The organism is Streptomyces sp. NPDC041205, from assembly GCF_055591765.1.
In genome coordinates this window covers 475,586-490,736 of sequence record NZ_JBVIZH010000003.1, presented here as the reverse complement: position 1 = coordinate 490,736, position 15,151 = coordinate 475,586, and the positions used below count along the sequence as shown (strand labels likewise).

General features: G+C 72.8%; 17 protein-coding genes. 12 read left to right on the top strand and 5 right to left on the bottom strand.

Annotation, left to right across the window (positions count from 1 at the left end):
- Genes ACZ6BG_RS16480 through ACZ6BG_RS16470 form a run of 3 tightly spaced genes read left to right on the top strand, consistent with a single transcriptional unit; the run spans nt 1 to nt 3,861 of the window.
- A complete protein-coding gene (locus ACZ6BG_RS16480) occupies nt 1–2,163 on the top strand; it encodes a dynamin family protein (RefSeq protein WP_469001464.1) in 2,163 nt (720 codons plus the stop codon).
- Complete coding sequence (locus tag ACZ6BG_RS16475) at nt 2,160–3,410, top strand: Hsp70 family protein (RefSeq protein WP_469001461.1); 1,251 nt, start codon at nt 2,160–2,162, stop codon at nt 3,408–3,410. Before ACZ6BG_RS16480 ends, ACZ6BG_RS16475 begins: the two co-directional genes overlap by 4 nt.
- Complete coding sequence (locus ACZ6BG_RS16470; protein WP_469001458.1) at nt 3,400–3,861, top strand: hypothetical protein; 462 nt, start codon at nt 3,400–3,402, stop codon at nt 3,859–3,861. The genes ACZ6BG_RS16475 and ACZ6BG_RS16470 overlap by 11 nt, the downstream gene beginning before the upstream one ends.
- A 272-nt stretch (nt 3,862–4,133) precedes the next feature.
- Here the strand turns inward: ACZ6BG_RS16470 and ACZ6BG_RS16465 are convergent, their stop codons facing one another.
- Nucleotides 4,134–4,814, bottom strand: a complete 681-nt coding sequence (locus ACZ6BG_RS16465; protein ID WP_469001454.1) for a hypothetical protein — start codon at nt 4,812–4,814, stop codon at nt 4,134–4,136.
- A 457-nt stretch (nt 4,815–5,271) separates the two neighbouring features.
- On the opposite strand from ACZ6BG_RS16465, the gene dhaK reads away from it, so the two are divergent.
- The 6 genes from dhaK to ACZ6BG_RS16435 all read left to right on the top strand — a co-directional run bounded on the left by dhaK (nt 5,272) and on the right by ACZ6BG_RS16435 (nt 9,148).
- Entirely contained in the window at nt 5,272–6,264 is a 993-nt protein-coding gene (gene dhaK, locus ACZ6BG_RS16460) for a dihydroxyacetone kinase subunit DhaK (RefSeq protein WP_469001451.1), read from the top strand.
- An 83-nt stretch (nt 6,265–6,347) separates the two neighbouring features.
- A complete protein-coding gene (gene dhaL, locus ACZ6BG_RS16455; RefSeq protein ID WP_469001448.1) occupies nt 6,348–6,959 on the top strand; it encodes a dihydroxyacetone kinase subunit DhaL in 612 nt (203 codons plus the stop codon).
- Nucleotides 6,952–7,143 (top strand): hypothetical protein, encoded by a 192-nt coding sequence (locus ACZ6BG_RS16450; protein WP_469001446.1) that lies wholly within the window; start codon nt 6,952–6,954, stop codon nt 7,141–7,143. The genes dhaL and ACZ6BG_RS16450 overlap by 8 nt, the downstream gene beginning before the upstream one ends.
- The gene (locus ACZ6BG_RS16445; protein ID WP_469001442.1) at nt 7,136–7,546 is read left to right on the top strand and encodes a PTS-dependent dihydroxyacetone kinase phosphotransferase subunit DhaM; all 411 of its coding nucleotides are present in this window, start codon (nt 7,136–7,138) and stop codon (nt 7,544–7,546) included. Before ACZ6BG_RS16450 ends, ACZ6BG_RS16445 begins: the two co-directional genes overlap by 8 nt.
- A 120-nt stretch (nt 7,547–7,666) precedes the next feature.
- Entirely contained in the window at nt 7,667–8,686 is a 1,020-nt protein-coding gene (locus ACZ6BG_RS16440; protein WP_469001440.1) for a fibronectin type III domain-containing protein, read from the top strand.
- 90 nt (nt 8,687–8,776) lie between these two features.
- Complete coding sequence (locus tag ACZ6BG_RS16435; protein WP_469001437.1) at nt 8,777–9,148, top strand: hypothetical protein; 372 nt, start codon at nt 8,777–8,779, stop codon at nt 9,146–9,148.
- A gap of 75 nt (nt 9,149–9,223) precedes the next feature.
- Here ACZ6BG_RS16435 and ACZ6BG_RS16430 read toward each other — a convergent pair whose 3' ends face one another.
- A complete protein-coding gene (locus ACZ6BG_RS16430; RefSeq protein WP_469001432.1) occupies nt 9,224–9,820 on the bottom strand; it encodes a PadR family transcriptional regulator in 597 nt (198 codons plus the stop codon).
- A 138-nt stretch (nt 9,821–9,958) separates the two neighbouring features.
- Between ACZ6BG_RS16430 and ACZ6BG_RS16425 the strand changes: the two genes are divergently transcribed.
- The gene (locus ACZ6BG_RS16425; protein ID WP_469001429.1) at nt 9,959–10,435 is read left to right on the top strand and encodes a nuclear transport factor 2 family protein; all 477 of its coding nucleotides are present in this window, start codon (nt 9,959–9,961) and stop codon (nt 10,433–10,435) included.
- A gap of 27 nt (nt 10,436–10,462) precedes the next feature.
- On the opposite strand, the gene ACZ6BG_RS16420 is transcribed toward ACZ6BG_RS16425, so the two are convergent.
- From ACZ6BG_RS16420 to ACZ6BG_RS16410, 3 genes are read right to left on the bottom strand one after another with little or no spacing between them, the layout of a single operon-like run.
- On the bottom strand, nt 10,463–11,809 hold the full coding sequence (locus ACZ6BG_RS16420; protein ID WP_469001426.1) for an aldehyde dehydrogenase family protein: 1,347 nt from the start codon (nt 11,807–11,809) through the stop codon (nt 10,463–10,465).
- Between the two features lie 7 nt (nt 11,810–11,816).
- On the bottom strand, nt 11,817–12,479 hold the full coding sequence (locus tag ACZ6BG_RS16415) for a TetR/AcrR family transcriptional regulator (RefSeq protein WP_469001423.1): 663 nt from the start codon (nt 12,477–12,479) through the stop codon (nt 11,817–11,819).
- Between the two features lie 3 nt (nt 12,480–12,482).
- Nucleotides 12,483–13,178 (bottom strand): type 1 glutamine amidotransferase domain-containing protein, encoded by a 696-nt coding sequence (locus tag ACZ6BG_RS16410; protein ID WP_469001420.1) that lies wholly within the window; start codon nt 13,176–13,178, stop codon nt 12,483–12,485.
- 150 nt (nt 13,179–13,328) lie between these two features.
- On the opposite strand from ACZ6BG_RS16410, the gene ACZ6BG_RS16405 reads away from it, so the two are divergent.
- Both ACZ6BG_RS16405 and ACZ6BG_RS16400 read left to right on the top strand, forming a co-directional pair.
- Nucleotides 13,329–14,270: a LysR family transcriptional regulator gene (locus tag ACZ6BG_RS16405; RefSeq protein WP_469001417.1), complete on the top strand. Its 942-nt coding sequence runs from the start codon at nt 13,329–13,331 to the stop codon at nt 14,268–14,270.
- Nucleotides 14,271–14,503: 233 nt separating this feature from the next.
- Nucleotides 14,504–15,007, top strand: coding sequence for a hypothetical protein (locus tag ACZ6BG_RS16400; RefSeq protein ID WP_469001414.1), 504 nt, complete (start codon nt 14,504–14,506; stop codon nt 15,005–15,007).
- The last annotated feature ends 144 nt before the right edge of the window (nt 15,008–15,151 follow it).

The window sequence follows — 15,151 nt, the reverse complement described above, 5'->3', positions numbered from 1 at the left end:
ATGCAGGACAATGCCTTCAGCCGCCTGCGTTCGGACGTTCTGGCCGCGTTCCCGAAGCTCACCGCGGAGCTGTCCGGTGAGCTGGGTCCCCGGCAGCGGGAGCTTCTGGCGCAGTCCAAGGCCCGTCTGGAACAGGGCACATGTCATGTCGTCGTCGCCGGTGAGTACAAGCGCGGCAAGTCCACGCTGCTCAACGCCCTGGTGGAACGGCGCGGTCTGTTCCCCGTGGACGTGGACGTGGCCACGTGCGTGGTGTCCACCCTCGCCTGGGGCCCCCGTGAGCGGGCCGTGGTGCACCTGAGTGCCCCGGACGGCGGCCGGGGGGCCGTCCAGCGGTTGGAGGTCGGCCTCGACCGGATGCCGGAGTTCGTCACCGAGCAGGGCAACCCCCGTAACCACAAACGGGTCCAGCTGGTGGAGATCCAGGCCCCGGTACCCGAGCTGGAGAGCGGGCTCGTCCTGATCGATACGCCCGGTGTCGGCAGCGTCAACCCCGAACACACCGCGGCCACCCTTTCCTTCCTCGAGCGGGCCGACGGCCTGGTCTTCGTGTGCGACGCCATCGAGCCGCTGGCCACCTACGAACTGGACTTCCTGGACCGGGCGTTGGAGAAGTGCGAGGTGGTGATCACCACGGTCACCAAGACCGACAAGGTCAGGGACGCCTCCCCCGTGGTCGCCGGTGCCCGCGAGAAGATCTCCGCGCGCACCGGCCGCCCGGCCGACAGCCTGGTGATCGTCCCGGTCTCCGCCTTCCGCAAGCTCAAGTGGCTCAGGGACCGCACCGACGACCAGCTCCTCGCCGATTCCGGCTTCTTCGAGCTGGGCCACGCGCTGTGGGAGGGCCTTGCCACCACCAGCGGCGCGGTCCAGCTTCGACGGGCCCTGGACGGCCTGTGCGACGCCGTGGCGACGGCGGGCTCCCCGCTGGTCAACGAGTTGGCGGCGCTGGAGTCGGACGAGTCCCTGGAGCGCATCCGCCGTGAGGTGGCGCAGACCACCGCCAGGCTCGGGGAGCTGTCCGCGGGCGGCGCGGAGTGGCGCACGGAACTGCGCCGCCGCTTCGACCTCGACACCCGGCCCGCCCGGACCGCGCTCCAGGGCGCCTTCGACACGGCGTTGCGCCAGTATCAGGAGAAGGTGACCGCCGGCGCCGACCCGGGGGCGGACGAACTGGTCGGCGAGGTGGCCTCCGACATGCTCAAGGCCCTTGCCGCCGCGCACGACCAGCTGGCCGCGACGGCTGTGGCGATCATGAGGGAGTTCGCCGAGCGCACCAGCCTGCAACTCACCTCGCCCGAGGTCTCGAAGCCGCCCTTCACCCCGGCCATCGCGGTGCCCACCGTCCCGCTCAACGTCCGCCCCGCCCGGTTCTTCGACCAGTTCCGGGCCAGCTGGTCCACCGGGATGGCGGGCATCGGCGCGGGCGGTGTGGTCGCTCTCGTGGAGCCCTTCAGCGGTATCGCGCTGCTCCTGGGGCTGGGAACGATGGGGTTCGTGCACGGGGTCAGGAACCACCGGCAGGATCTGCGTGAGCGCGCCGAGCGTGAACGCGCGGCGCGGCTGCTCCAGTTGGTCAGCCAGGAGATCGCCGCGAGCCGCCGGCACGCCACGGAGTCCTTCAACCAGACCTACGCCGACTTCACCCAGTCCCTGATGGCGGAGTTGAACGCCCAGCTCGCGGCCCAGCAGGAATCCCTGACGGAATCCACCCGCAGGCTCCGGGCGGCGACCGGGCAGACCAAGGCGGACCTGGCCAGGCGGCGCGGCGAGCTGCAGGCCCGGCAGCAGAGCTACCGAGGCCTGCAGGGCGAACTCGACCGGCTGCGCGCCCGCGTGGAGCGACTGGCCGTGCCCGCGCCCGCGCCGGGCCCCCGGCTCCGGCCACCCGGGAGGCCCGGGGCGGCCGCGGCGAAGGACATCGCCGCGGACCTGGCCGTCGGTGCCGTCGCCGACGCCGCCCTCGGAGCCGCCTCGGCCCGCCCCGCCGTCGACGTCACCAAGGACACCGCGTCCGGCGACGCCACGGCCGCGGACGCCATTCCGCAGGACCCGGCCGGCACCGAGCCGACCGCGCCCGCGGCCCACGAGGCCGACGCCGAGAGCGCGACGGCCGACGGGCTGGGCGCCGCTTTCGACCCCACCCAGTTCGACGCGCCGTGAACAGCGGCGGTGCCGGTTCCGGGCCGGTCTACGGCATCGACTTCGGCACCTGGACCTCCGCCCTGGTCATCCTGCGCCCGGGCCGTCCACCGCTCCCGGTGCGCGATCCCGTGAGCCCGTTCGGCGCCACGTCGGTGCGCAGCGCCGTGTGCCTGCTCCCCGACGGTTCGACCGTGGTGGGGCAGGCCGCGCTGAACTCACGCCTGCGGCGTCCCGAGCGGTTCCGGGCGGAGTTCAAGAGGGAGTTCGGCGAGGCGTTCCCGCATCAGCTCGGTGAGCGCCGGTTCACCACCGTGCAGCTGACGACGGAGGTGCTCGGTTTCCTCGTGGAGCAGGCCAGGGCCGCGGTCAGTGCCGCTCCCTCCCGTGTGGTGATCACAGTGCCGGCGACCTGGGAGGGCAACCGGCGCGAGCTGATGCTGACCGCCGCCGAGGCGGCGGGGCTGCCGCCGGAGGTCGTCGAGGTGCGCACCGAGCCGGTGGCCGCCACGGTGTACGCCCTGCACGACCACGGCATGGACCGCGACCGCACCGTCCTCGTCTACGACCTGGGCGGCGGCACCTTCGACCTGGCGGTGGCCCAGGGCAGCACAGAGGGCTTCGCCGTGCTCGGTTCGCCCGGCGGGCTCGCCGACGCAGGGGGGATCGCCATCGACCGGGCCGTGCTCGCCCTGGTCCAGGAGCGCTGCCCCGAGGCGGTGGCGGAGCTGCGGCAGGCCGCCGCGGGCTCCGACGACCCCGGGGTGCTGCGGCGCGCGATCCTGCTGGCCGAGGCGTGCACCACCTTCAAGCATCAGCTGTCCGTCTCCTCCCAGCACTCCGATCTGCTGACGATGCTGGATCCCCCGGTCGAGGTCACGTTGACGCAGGCCGACTTGAAAGCGGCCATACGACCGATGCTGTCGGACACGGTCGAGGAGTGTGAACGAGTCCTGCGCACGCACGGCCTTGAGTGGGGGGACCTCGACCTGATCGTGCCCGTGGGCGGCAGCTCCCGGCTGCCGATGGTCGGCGACCTGCTGGCCGAGCGCTCGGGACAGCCGGTGCTCACCGTCTCCGAGCCCGAACTCGCGGTGGCGACCGGTGCCGCCTGGCTCGCCTGGGACAGCGCTCCGGTACGGGTGGCCGACGCGCCGCCGCCCCCGGACACTCCGCACACTCGCCGGCTGCCACCCGAGGTCGCGGCGCTCCTGGACGCGGGTCTCAACGCTCGGATGCTGCGGGAGGCGGTACGCGATGCCAGGTGAGCCCGCCCCGGAGAAGCCGCTCGAGCTGAGGGTGCACTGGCGGCGCCTGGTCAACGGCTGGATGACCCGGCAGCGCCGCCCCTACGAGGCCGACGCTTCCTCGGTCGGCCTGGAGCTGGAGCATCCCGAGGCCGAGCGGAAGATCCGGCTCGCCTTCAGGATCACCAGCAACGACATGCTCCTGGTGACGGTCACCGACGACCGCTACCTCACGGAGGACCAACTGGCCCTGGCCGCCGCGGCCGCCAACGCCTGGAACATCGAGCGGCTTGCCCCCATGCTGTCGGTCTGCGACCTCGCCGGCGCCGACCAGCAGCCGTACCTGATGGGCATCCGCACGCTGCCGCTCGCCTGCTGGTCGACACAGAACGCGTTCAGGGGCATGGCCGATCAGTGGCTCCAGGAGTCCCGTGACCTGTTCCTGTGGTGCCACCGGAACTTCCGGCTGTGACCGGGGCGCAGATCCCTGTCTTCGCCCAACTACCAGTGGGGACGTCCTCAGACGTGAAATGGGTGAGCGGAAGGGCTGCGGCGTCTTTCGCGGGTCGTGACAGGTGCAGTGCGGTGTGGAAGTAGCCGTCGGTCTCCTTGCCCCGGGGATCCTCACCGGCGGCCATCACCGCGGTGATGGCATACCGCTGCTCATGCGCGCTGGTGAAGCGGCGTTGCGGATAGCTCGGAGCAGCCGCTCTCTCGGTGACGAGGCCGTACGGCGCAAGCCCGTCAGCGATGGGGCGGTAGGAGCCGGTACGCAGAACGAACGCCGCGATCCACATCGGTTCGTGAGCGGCGGCGAGGAGCGGTTGGAAGGTGCGCGGGGACAGGAAGCTCGCTCCGCCCGTGACGGTGACCAGACGGGCCGGCTGCGCGGCCCGCAGGAGCGGGGGTGGGCGGAGCCGTTTCGAGGTTCTCGGTGAAGCCGTCGTCCAGCAGACCGACAGCGAGAGCGTAGGAGATGGCGTTCGCGGCGATGTCGAGCCCGATCACCCGGTGCGCGTGGGGACGTCGATGAGCCGCGTAATAGGCACGGTCCCACTCGATCAGCTCCGCCGTGCTGAGCTCTGCGGCCCGCGGGGACGTGTAGTGGGCATACAGGTCCTCCAGGGTGAGGTCGTGGTTGAGGAGCGCCGCGTTGATGCCGTACGAGCAGCAGATGTCCAGCACAGTGACCGGGGCGGCGGTGCGGGCGGTTCCCTTGCGGGCGGCGGCCAGGCGCCGGAACACCCCCTGCGCATGGCGAGGCGTCTGATAGTCCCAATGGCCCAGGAGGCGGAAGAAGCGCCTGGGGTCCGGCTGGTCGTACACCTCGTCGAACGAGGTCATCTCCGTCTGGCCGCGGGCGGACGGCACAAGGGGCTCGGCGCTCTCCAGGTCTCCTTGGCCGTAGTGCCGCGCATGCGTCATCGCTGTGTCCCTTCCCTGCCCTGGGCCGCCCCTGCGCCTCGGCAAGGAACACCGAAGGAATACCGCCTGACCGGGAGGCGGGGAAGGGAGCACCTGCAAATCCAGCCACAAGCCCACGGTCACGTCGGGAGAGCTCGGCCGGCGATCACAGCGCCCTTGAACCTCAGCAGTTCCCGCACCTCGTCCACGAACTCCTGCTGTCCTCGTGCCGGGAGCGTGCGACGCCGCCCGGGCCACCCGTTGGAATTGCGAGGCCAGATCACCTTCACGCGGTCTCACTTGAACTGCTCCCAGAAGTACTGCATCGGGTCCTTGCGCGAGCGGAAGAACGTGGAGATGCTTCCGCCGGAGTCCATGCAGCCAAAGCAGCCCCTGCCGGGATCAACCCGCCATGTGTGCTCTGGCCTCGGTAAACGCAGGTCAAGGGCACGCCCGCAAATCTCTCCAGGAGGTACCCGTGAGGATGCTCATCAACGTGGCGGAGACCGTGGTCGCGGACGCGCTCAGGGGGATGGCGGCGGCGCATCCGGAGCTGACCGTCGATGTGGAGAACCGGGTGATCACGCGGGCGGACGCGCCCGTCGCCGGGAAGGTCGCGCTGGTGTCGGGCGGCGGGTCGGGGCACGAGCCGCTGCACGGCGGGTTCGTGGGGCCGGGGATGCTGTCGGCCGCGTGCCCCGGTGAGGTGTTCACCTCGCCCGTGCCGGACCAGATGGTGCGGGCCGCGGCGGCCGTGGACAGCGGCGCGGGTGTGCTGTTCGTCGTGAAGAACTACACCGGTGACGTGCTGAACTTCGACATGGCCGCCGAGCTTGCCGAGGACGAGGGCATCCAGGTCGCCAAGGTCCTCGTCAACGACGACGTGGCGGTGACCGACAGCCTGTACACGGCGGGGCGGCGCGGCACCGGCGCGACCCTGTTCGTGGAGAAGCTGGCGGGCGCGGCCGCCGAGGCGGGCATGCCCCTGGAGCGCGTCGAGGCCGTCGCCCGCCGGGTCAACGAGAACTCCCGCAGCTTCGGCGTCGCCCTCAGCGCCTGCTCCACCCCGGCGAAGGGCTCCCCCACCTTCGACCTGCCCGCCGGTGAGCTGGAGCTGGGCGTCGGCATTCACGGCGAGCCGGGCCGGGAGCGGCGCGCCATGATGACGTCCCGGGAGATCGCCGACTTCACCGTGGACGCCGTCCTGGACGACCTCGCCTCGCACGACCCGGCCCTCGTCCTCGTCAACGGCATGGGCGCCACCCCGCTCCTGGAGCTGTACGGCTTCAACGCGGAGGTCCAGCGCGTGCTCCGCGAGCGCGGGGTCCCCGTGGCCCGCGCCCTCGTCGGCAACTACGTGACGTCCCTCGACATGGCGGGCGCCTCCGTGACGCTCTGCCGGGTCGACGAGGAGTTGCTGCGGCTGTGGGACGCGCCCGTGCGCACCGCGGGGCTGCGCTGGGGCATGTGACCGCCGGTCCGGCCCCGCACCGGTCCCGCACACCATCACCCCGGGCCCAGCGGCCCGGCGCACCGACAACGCAAGGAGTTCCCGTGCTCGACGCCGATTTCTTCCGCCGCTGGCTGACCACCGCCGCCGCGGCCGTCGACCGCGAGGCGGAGCGGCTCACCGAGTTGGACTCGCCCATCGGCGACGCCGACCACGGCAGCAACCTCCAGCGCGGCTTCACCGCCGTCGCCGCCACCCTGGAGAAGGAGGCCCCGGACACCCCGGGCGCCGTCCTGACCCTGGCGGGACGGCGGTTGATCTCCACCGTGGGCGGCGCGTCAGGACCGCTGTACGGCACGCTGCTGCGCCGCACGGGCAAGACGCTCGGCGACGCCGCCGAGGTCAGCGAGGCCGAGTTCGCCGACGCCCTGCGCACCGGCGTCGACGCGGTGGCCGCGCTCGGCGGCGCCGCACCCGGCGACAAGACGATGCTGGACGCCCTGGTCCCTGCGGTCGACGCGCTCCCCACGTCCTTCGCCGCGGCCCGCGCCGCCGCCCACGAGGGCGCCCTCGCGTCCACACCGCTCCAGGCCCGCAAGGGCAGGGCGAGCTACCTCGGCGAACGCAGCATCGGCCATCAGGACCCGGGGGCCACGTCGTCGGCCCTGCTGTTCGAGGCACTGGCCGAGACCGCGGAGGGGGCGGGGCATGCCTGACCGAAGGGGTTCCGCGGGCGAAGGCCACGACGGCGTGAGCGGCGAGGGTCACGGCAGCACGCCCGGTGAAGGCCACGGCAGCGTGAGCGGCGAAGGCCCCGGCGGCACGAGCGGCGAAGGCCACGGCAGCGTGAGCGGCGAAGGCCCCGGCGGCACGAGCGGCGAAGGACGGACACATGAGTGACGACGGCAAGCTCGTGGGCATCGTGCTCGTGTCCCACAGCGGGCCCGTCGCCGAGTCCGTGGCGACGCTCGCGACGGGTCTCGCCGGGGGCGGCACCGCGCCGGTGGCGGCCGCGGGCGGCACGGAGGGCGGCCGCCTCGGCACCAGCTCCGAGCTGATCGCCGCGGCCGCGCACCGGGTCGACCGGGGCGCGGGCGTCGCGATCCTCGTCGACCTCGGCAGCGCCGTCCTCACCGTCAAGGCCCTCATCGCCGAGGGCGACGAACTCCCGGACGGCGCCCGCCTCGTCGACGCGCCCTTCGTGGAGGGCGCGGTGGCGGCGGTCGTGACGGCGTCGGCGGGCGCGGACATCACGGCGGTGGAGGCGGCGGCGCGGGAGGCCTACGCGTACCGGAAGGTGTGAGGGGGCGCGGGGTCGACGGGGGTCCCTCCCCGCATCCCCGTTCCACCCCACCTCTTGATGTGCCCCCGTCACCCCTGTCAAATTGGTCCGGACCAATTGCGTCGAGTGGAAGGCACGACCGTGCGACGGACCCCCCACCCGCCCCACCACCGGCTCCCCCTGATGTCCGCCTGTCTCACCGTCACCGCGGCCGTCCTCGGAGTGAGTTCCTGCGCCTGGGGCGGCGACGACGGCAAGAGCACGCGGCCGCCCTCCGCGCCCCGCGGGCTCACCGTGCAGGCGGGCAGCGCCACGTCCGTGCACGTGATGTGGAACAGCACCACCGACGGCTCCGACGTCACCGGCTACGAGATCTACCGGGGCACCGCCAAGGTCAAGGACGTCCCCGCCGACCAGCACATGGTGGACATCACCGGCCTCAAGCCCAAGGCCACCTACACCTTCTCCGTCCGGGCCCGCGACGGCGACGGCAACGTCAGCCCCGACAGCAAGAAGCTGCGGGTCACCACGCCCGCCGCGACCGCCGCCGACCGCAAGGCCCCGTCCCGCCCGCGCACCCTGCGCGGCGAGGCCCAGGGCGGGCGCGCGGCGACCCTGGCGTGGGGCGCGTCGAAGGACAACCGCAGCGTGGCCTCGTACGAGATCTACCAGGGCACGTCGAAGATCCACAGCGTGGGCGGGGGCACCACCGACACGCTGATCACGGGCCTGCGGCCGGGCACGACGTACACGTTCACGGTGAAGGCGCGCGACGCCGCCGACAACTTCTCGGCCGCGAGCCCCGCCGTGCGGGTCAGGACCGCCGCGGGCAAGGGCGGCGGGCGCGCCACCGCCCCGGCGGACTTCGGGGCGCGGACACACAGGGCCGGCGACGGGGCGTACTACATCGACCTGACCTGGAAACCCCCGCACACCGGCGGCGCGGTGACGGAGTATCAGATCCATCTGGACGGCAAGAGCGCGACCTCGCTGGTGTTCGGCGGCACGGCGCCCCAGGGCAGGGCGAAGCACAGCTTCTACATCGGCAGGAAGTCCGGCGAGACGCACCGCGTGAAGCTCCGCGCCAAGCTGCCCGACGGCACCTGGGGTCGCTACTCCCCCGAACGGACCGTCACCACCGCGCGGAGCGGCCCGAAGTAGGTGATCTCGTTCCGCTCCATGGGGATGTTTCGGCCTTTATGATCACCGCGGGTCCCCAGGGGGGAGGCCCGTATCGATCAGGAGGGGAACATGTCCGGAGTCTCCAGGCGGTCCTTGCTGGGCTACTCGGGTTCGGCCGCAGCGGGCGCGGTACTCGCTTCCGCGGGTACGGCACAGGCGGACGACAACAGCGGCGCCGCGGCCGCGCAGAGCGCCCAGGCGGCCGAGGGCAGCCAGTCGGCGGTGGCGTTCGACCCGGGGACGCAGTTCAGCGGGCGCGTCCAGCACGGCTCGGGCTACGCGGAGCTGTCCATGACCTTCAGCGTCCGGATCGAGGAGGGCTCGGGGCAGCAGGAGGTCACGCCCACGGACATCGCGGAGGCCCTCAACGACCTCGCCGCCAAGCGCGGCTGGCCGCCCATCACCTTCTACGGGACGCCGCCGAAGGCCCGCCTGAACTGACCCGGGCGGCCGACCACGAAAGCCACCCCCGCACCGGACGCCGATCGGGTGCGGGGGCACCCGGACGGAGCCGAATCACCCGGCCGGGCGGCCGCGCGCCGACCCCGAAGGGGCCCCCGCACTCTGCCGCCGCACCAGCAGCTCCGCCGTCCGCAGGCACCACTCCCGTGTCTCGCGCTCGAAGGCGAGCCCGCGCTGGCAGGTCAGATACGGCCCGATCCGCTGCCCCGCCAGCAGGAACTCCTCCTCGTCCCGCTCCCCGCGCAGCCGCCGCAGCAGCTTCCCCAGGACCTCCGCCTTGGCCTCGGCGACCGCCGCCCGCTCCTGGAGCTGGGCGATCACCGGCGCCGCGTCGACGCCGTCGACCGCCTGCACCTTGACCAGCAGGTCGTCCCGGATGAACGACGGCTTGGCGGGCGCGGCGGCGAAGCGCTCCAGCTCGGCGACGCCCTCGTCCGTGACCCGGAACATCCGCTTGTTGGGCCGCCCGTCCTGCACCACCTCGCGCCCGGAGACAAGGCCGTCGCTCTCCAGGCGTGACAGCTCGGCGTACAGCTGCTGCGGCAGCGCGTGCCAGAAGTTGGCGACGCCGATGTCGAAGCCCTTGGCCAGCTGATAACCGCTGAACTCGCCGTCGAGCAGTGCCGCGAGCACCGCGTGCCGCAGAGCCATGTCCGCCTTCTCCCTCTCACCCCGTGCCGCTCCGGTCTTTTCCCTCCGGGCGCCCTCGCGCAGTCTTCCCTTCCGGGCGCCGCGCCGCCATGATAGTCATCAATCTGACTACTCAGATTCTTGACTATGGAGGTCCGTATGGCCACCGCACCGTCCGCCGATGCCACCCCCGCCGCGGCCCGCGACGCCGTCGCCCGCTTCCGCGAGGCCGTCGAGAAGCGTGAACTGGCCGCGCTCGACGACCTGTTCACACCGGACATCCGCTTCTACAGCCCGGTGAAGTTCCAGCCTTTCGAGGGCCGCGAGATGGTGGTCGGCCTCTTCGGGGTGCTGCTCCGGCTCTTCGAGGACTTCCGGTACGTCGGGTCCTACGAGGGCGCGGCACAGACCAGCACCGACGGGAGCGAGGCGGCGTCGGCCGTGCTGCTGTTCCGGACGACCGTGTCCGGCAAGGAGATCCACGGCATCGATCTGCTGCACTTCGACGAGGACGGACGGATCAAGGAGTTCACGGTGATGGTGCGGCCGCAGTCGGCCGTCCAGACGCTCGGGCAGGCCGTTTACGCGGGCCTGGTCGCCGACGGCCTGGTGCCGCCGCTTCCCGAGGAAGGGTGACACCAGGCCGTCGGGGACGGTGGCGGGTCAGGCGGACAGCGGCACGTCCAGGCGCGCCTTGCGGTGGCTGAACGTCGCGATGGAGTGCGGGCCGTGGTAGGCGCCGAGCCCGCTCTCGCCGACGCCGCCGAACGGCAGCTCGGGGACGGACAGATGAGCCATCGGCAGGCCGAAGCCGAGCCCGCCCGACGAGGTCTCGGCGGCGAGCCGCTCGCGGGTGACGTCCGCTTCGGTGAACGCGTACAGAGCGAGCGGCTTGTCCCGGTCGTTGATGAACTCGATGGCCTCGTCCAGGTTCTCGACCTCGACGATCGGCAGGACGGGGCCGAAGATCTCCTCGCGCATGACGGGCTCATCGGGCTCGACCCCGCCGAGCACGGTCGGCGCGATGTACTTCGTGGCCCGGTCGGTCTGCCCGCCGGTCACCAGGCGGCCCGAGCCGAGCAGCCCCGAAAGCCGGTCGAAGTGCCGCTCGTTGACGATCCGGCCGTACGCGTCCGACGCCGCCGGGTCCGCCCCGTACCGCTGCGCGATGGCCTCCGTGAGCGCGGCCTCCAGGGCACGGGCGGTAGCCGGGTCGGTGAGGACGTAGTCGGGCGCTACGCAGGTCTGCCCGGCGTTGGCGAACTTGGCCTGGGCCAGGCGCCGGGCGACCTCCGGCACGTCCACGCCGGTGTCCACGAACGCCGGTGACTTGCCGCCGAGTTCGAGGGTGACGGGGGTCAGGTGCTCGGCGGCGGCGCGCATCACGATGCGGCCCACGGTGCCGTTGCCGGTGTAGAAGATGTGGTCGAAGCGCTGGGCCAGCAGCGCCGTGGTCTCGGGCACGCCGCCCTCGACGACGGCCACGGCCTCGGTGTCCAGGTACCGCGGCAGCAACCGGGCGATGACCGCGGAGGTGGCGGGCGCCATCTCGCTGGGCTTGACGACGACGGCGTTGCCCGCGGCGAGCGCCCCGGCGACGGGCACGAGGAGGAGCTGCGCGGGGTAGTTCCACGGCGCGATGACGAGGACGACACCGAGCGGGTCGACCTGCGTGCCCGCGCTGGCCCGCTCCCCGAAGACGCCGCTGACGTCGACGGACTGCGGGCTCAGCCACTCCTCCAAGTGGTCGAGGGTGTGGTCGATCTCCCGGACGCTGAAGTCGACTTCGGAGCGGTAGGCCTCCGCGCGGGGCTTGCCGAGGTCCGCGTGCAGGGCGTCCGCGATGTCCTCGCGGTGCTCGGTGAGCAGGTCGCGCAGCCGGGTGAGCTGACGCACGCGCCAGTCGAGGGGGCGGGTGCGGCCGGTGCGGAAGGTGGCGCGCAGGCGGGCCACGAGGGCGGCGGGGTCCTCGGGGGCAGGGGCGTTCGTGGGGGCGGCGCTGTCGTTCATGAGGTCCTCAGGAGTGTGACTCGGGTGCGGGCAGGAGCCCGGTGAGCAGGGCGTCGGTGGCGGGGCACAGCAGGTGCGCCGCGGCGGGGACGGATTCCAGGCCGATGACGAGGGCGAGGCAGATGTCGGCGGCCTCGGCGGGGGTGAGGGGGGTGTCGGCGGCCTCGGCGGGGGTGGGGGCGGTGCCGGTGGCCTCGACGCGGGTGCGCGTGGCGGCGGCGGTCCGGGGGCCCCCGGCAGGTCCCGTGGGCACGGCCGCCACTCCCGTCCCGGTGAACTGCTCGGTCAGGAGTTCCCGGATCCGGTCGGTGAACGCGTCGCAGATGTCCCCGGACAGGCGCGCCTTGGCGTCGAGGAGTTCCGCGGCGTGCCCCGCCCCGCCCACGAGGTCGAGGACCAGGTCGAGCTTGGCGGCCAGGATGCCGTGGATCCGCTCGGCGGGCGGCGCGTCGGCGGTGGCGGCCGCCGCGGCCCGGTCGAGCGCCCGGTCGTGCAGGCGCCGGGCGAGCTGCCGGACCGCGTCGTCCTTGCCGCGTACGTACTGGTAGACCGCGGACCGGGACACACCCATCTCGCCCGCGATGTCGTCCATCGTGGTGCGCCGCACGCCGTACCTGCTCAGGCACGTGTACGTCGCGTCGAGGACGTCGGTGAGCCGGTCGTTGGCCATGGCTCAGCCCAGCGCCGTGACGATCCGGGCGGCCAGCGGGGCGGCCGACGCCGGGTTCTGGCCGGTGTACAGGTTGCCGTCGGTGACGATGTGCGGCGCCCACGGCTCGCCTTCCTGGAAGTCCACGCCGAGGGCGACGAGCCGGTCCTGGAGCAGCCACGGCGCGCGGTCGGCGAACCCGGCCTGGGTCTCCTCGGCGTTGCTGAACGCGGTCACGCGCCGGCCCGCGAAGGGCGAGCCGCCCTCGACGTCGGCGGTGGCGAGCAGCGCGGCGGGGCCGTGGCAGACGATGCCGAGGGGCTTGCCGGACGCGAGGGCCGCGATCAGGAGGGCGCCGGACACGGCGTTCACCGCGAGGTCCTCCATCGGGCCGTGGCCGCCCGGGTAGAACACCCCGGCGTAGTCGTCGAGCCGCACGTCCTCGAGTGCCACGGGCTGCTTGAGCTCGGCGGCGCCCGCCAGGAGGGCGGCGATGGCGTCGGCGTTCTCCTGGCCGTCGTTCAGCTCGGGCGCGAGGCTCGCGGGGTCCATCGTCGGCTCGACGCCGCCGGGCGTCGCGACCACGACGTCGTACCCGGCCGCGGTGAAGGCCTGGTACGGGGCCGCGACCTCCTCGGCCCAGTAGCCGCTCGGGTGCGCGGTGCCGTCGGCCAGCGTCCATACGTCGGAGCCGGTGACCACCATCAGGATCTTCGCCATAGCCCTCTCCTTGTTTCGGGTGACGCCTTGTCCGTGTCTCGGGTGACGCCTTGTCTGCGTGACGCCCTGACATTCCGTACACAGAACGTCAGGTCGCCGGTGGTTCGAAGGTAGGCCGCCTAGCCATAGAGTTCCAATACGATCTCCGGTATGCCCCATAGAAATTCCAATGGCACGAGCTCAGGGCGGGCGCCGCTCGACCTGTCCCTGCTGCGCACCTTCCTCGCCGTGCACCGCTCCGGCTCGTTCACGGCGGCCGCGCGGGTGCTCGGCCTCTCGCAGCCGACGGTGACGACGCAGATCCGATCCCTGGAGCAGCAACTGGGCCGGGAGCTGTTCGAGCGACGGCCGCGCGGCGCCGTCCCGACATCCGTCGCCGACGAGCTGGCCACCCAGGTGGCGGCCCCGATCGACGCGCTCGCCGCCGTGGCCGACCGGGGCCCGCTCGCCGCCGAGAAGCGCCCGGACCCGGTGCACCTGGCAGGACCGGCCGAGCTGATGTGCGCCCGTGTCCTGCCCGCGCTCGCACCGCTCACCGACCAGGGGGTCCGCCTGCGGGTCACCATGGGCCTCACCGACGAACTCCTCGACGGGCTCCGCGCCGGCCGCTTCGACCTGGTGATCTCCACGCTGCGGCTGCGCGGGCGCACGTTCAGCGCGGTGCCGCTCGCCGACGAGGAGTTCGTGCTCGTCGCCTCGCCGGAGTGGGCGGAGCGCATCGGCCCGCGACGGGTCGCGGCCGAGGGTGCGGCCGCGCTGCGCGGGGTGCCGATCGTCGCGTACGCCGACGACCTGCCCATCGCCCGCCGGTACTGGTGGCACGTCTTCGGCGAGCGCCTGACCGAGCAGCCCGCGATCACCGTGCCGGACCTGCGCGGGGTGCTCTCGGCGGTGGCGGCCGGGGCGGGCATCAGCGTGCTGCCGCGCTATCTGTGCCTGGACGCGCTGGCCTCGGGCGCCCTGGTGCCGCTGCTGCTGCCCGAGGACCCGCCGATCAACACGGGCTATCTCGCGCAGCGGCCGGGCGCCGCGGCCAATCCGCATGTGCTGCTCGTCCGGGACCGGATGCTGCGGTCGGGGCCGTCGTGGTGACGCTCCCCCGGGTGACATCGAGTCAGCCGGCCGGGACGCCCCTGGCACGCCGGGCACGCCCCTGAAAGGGGGTCAGCTCTCGGCCGGACGATGGACTCCGTCACCTGCCCGGGGGCAGTCCGCATGCGGTCCGGGCTGACGCCGCGTTGGCTCGTCGTCAGGTAGCACGGGCGTTTCCCAATTCCGGCGGCGCACGGGACGTACCGCCAACCGTGCCACCGGAGGGCAGACGCATGCGTACTACTCAGATATCGCTCCGCTCCGGACTGGCCGTGGCCGCCATCTCACTCCCGCTGGCACTGACCGCCCCCGCGGCGGTCGCGGGGCCGGGGATCAATGTGACCGTCACCGGGTCGACCGTGCAGGTCACCACGGCTGCCTGTCCCAACGGCGGCAAGGCCGCGCTGATGAGCGGCGGCAACGCCAGCTTCGCCTCGGGGAGGCAGGCCCAGCTCACCGGTGGCAGTGCCTCCTGGTCGGGTGTCAGTGCCGGCACCCATACGGTGGTGGTGCTCTGTCAGGACGGTTCGGCGGCCGGTTCGCAGTCGGTCACGGTCGGCACGACCGCGACGACCTCGTCGACGACGGCTCCCGCGCGCGGTGTGCGCGGTGGCATCGGCGGCGCGGTCGAGGACTACGGCACGATCACGCTGGTCGCGGGCGGGGCCCTGGTGGCCGCGGGTGTGACGGGCGGCGTGCTGTACTTCCGGCGCCGCACGGTGCACCGCCACTTCTGACGCCGTCCCCCACGGTGACCGAGCCCCCCTCGGCCACCACTCCGGCCGGGCTCACCCCCGGCCACCACTTCGGCCGGGTCCGCCCCGGCCACCGAACGGCCCGCGCCCGGCCCCGGCACTCCCGCCGGATCCGGGCCCGGGCCG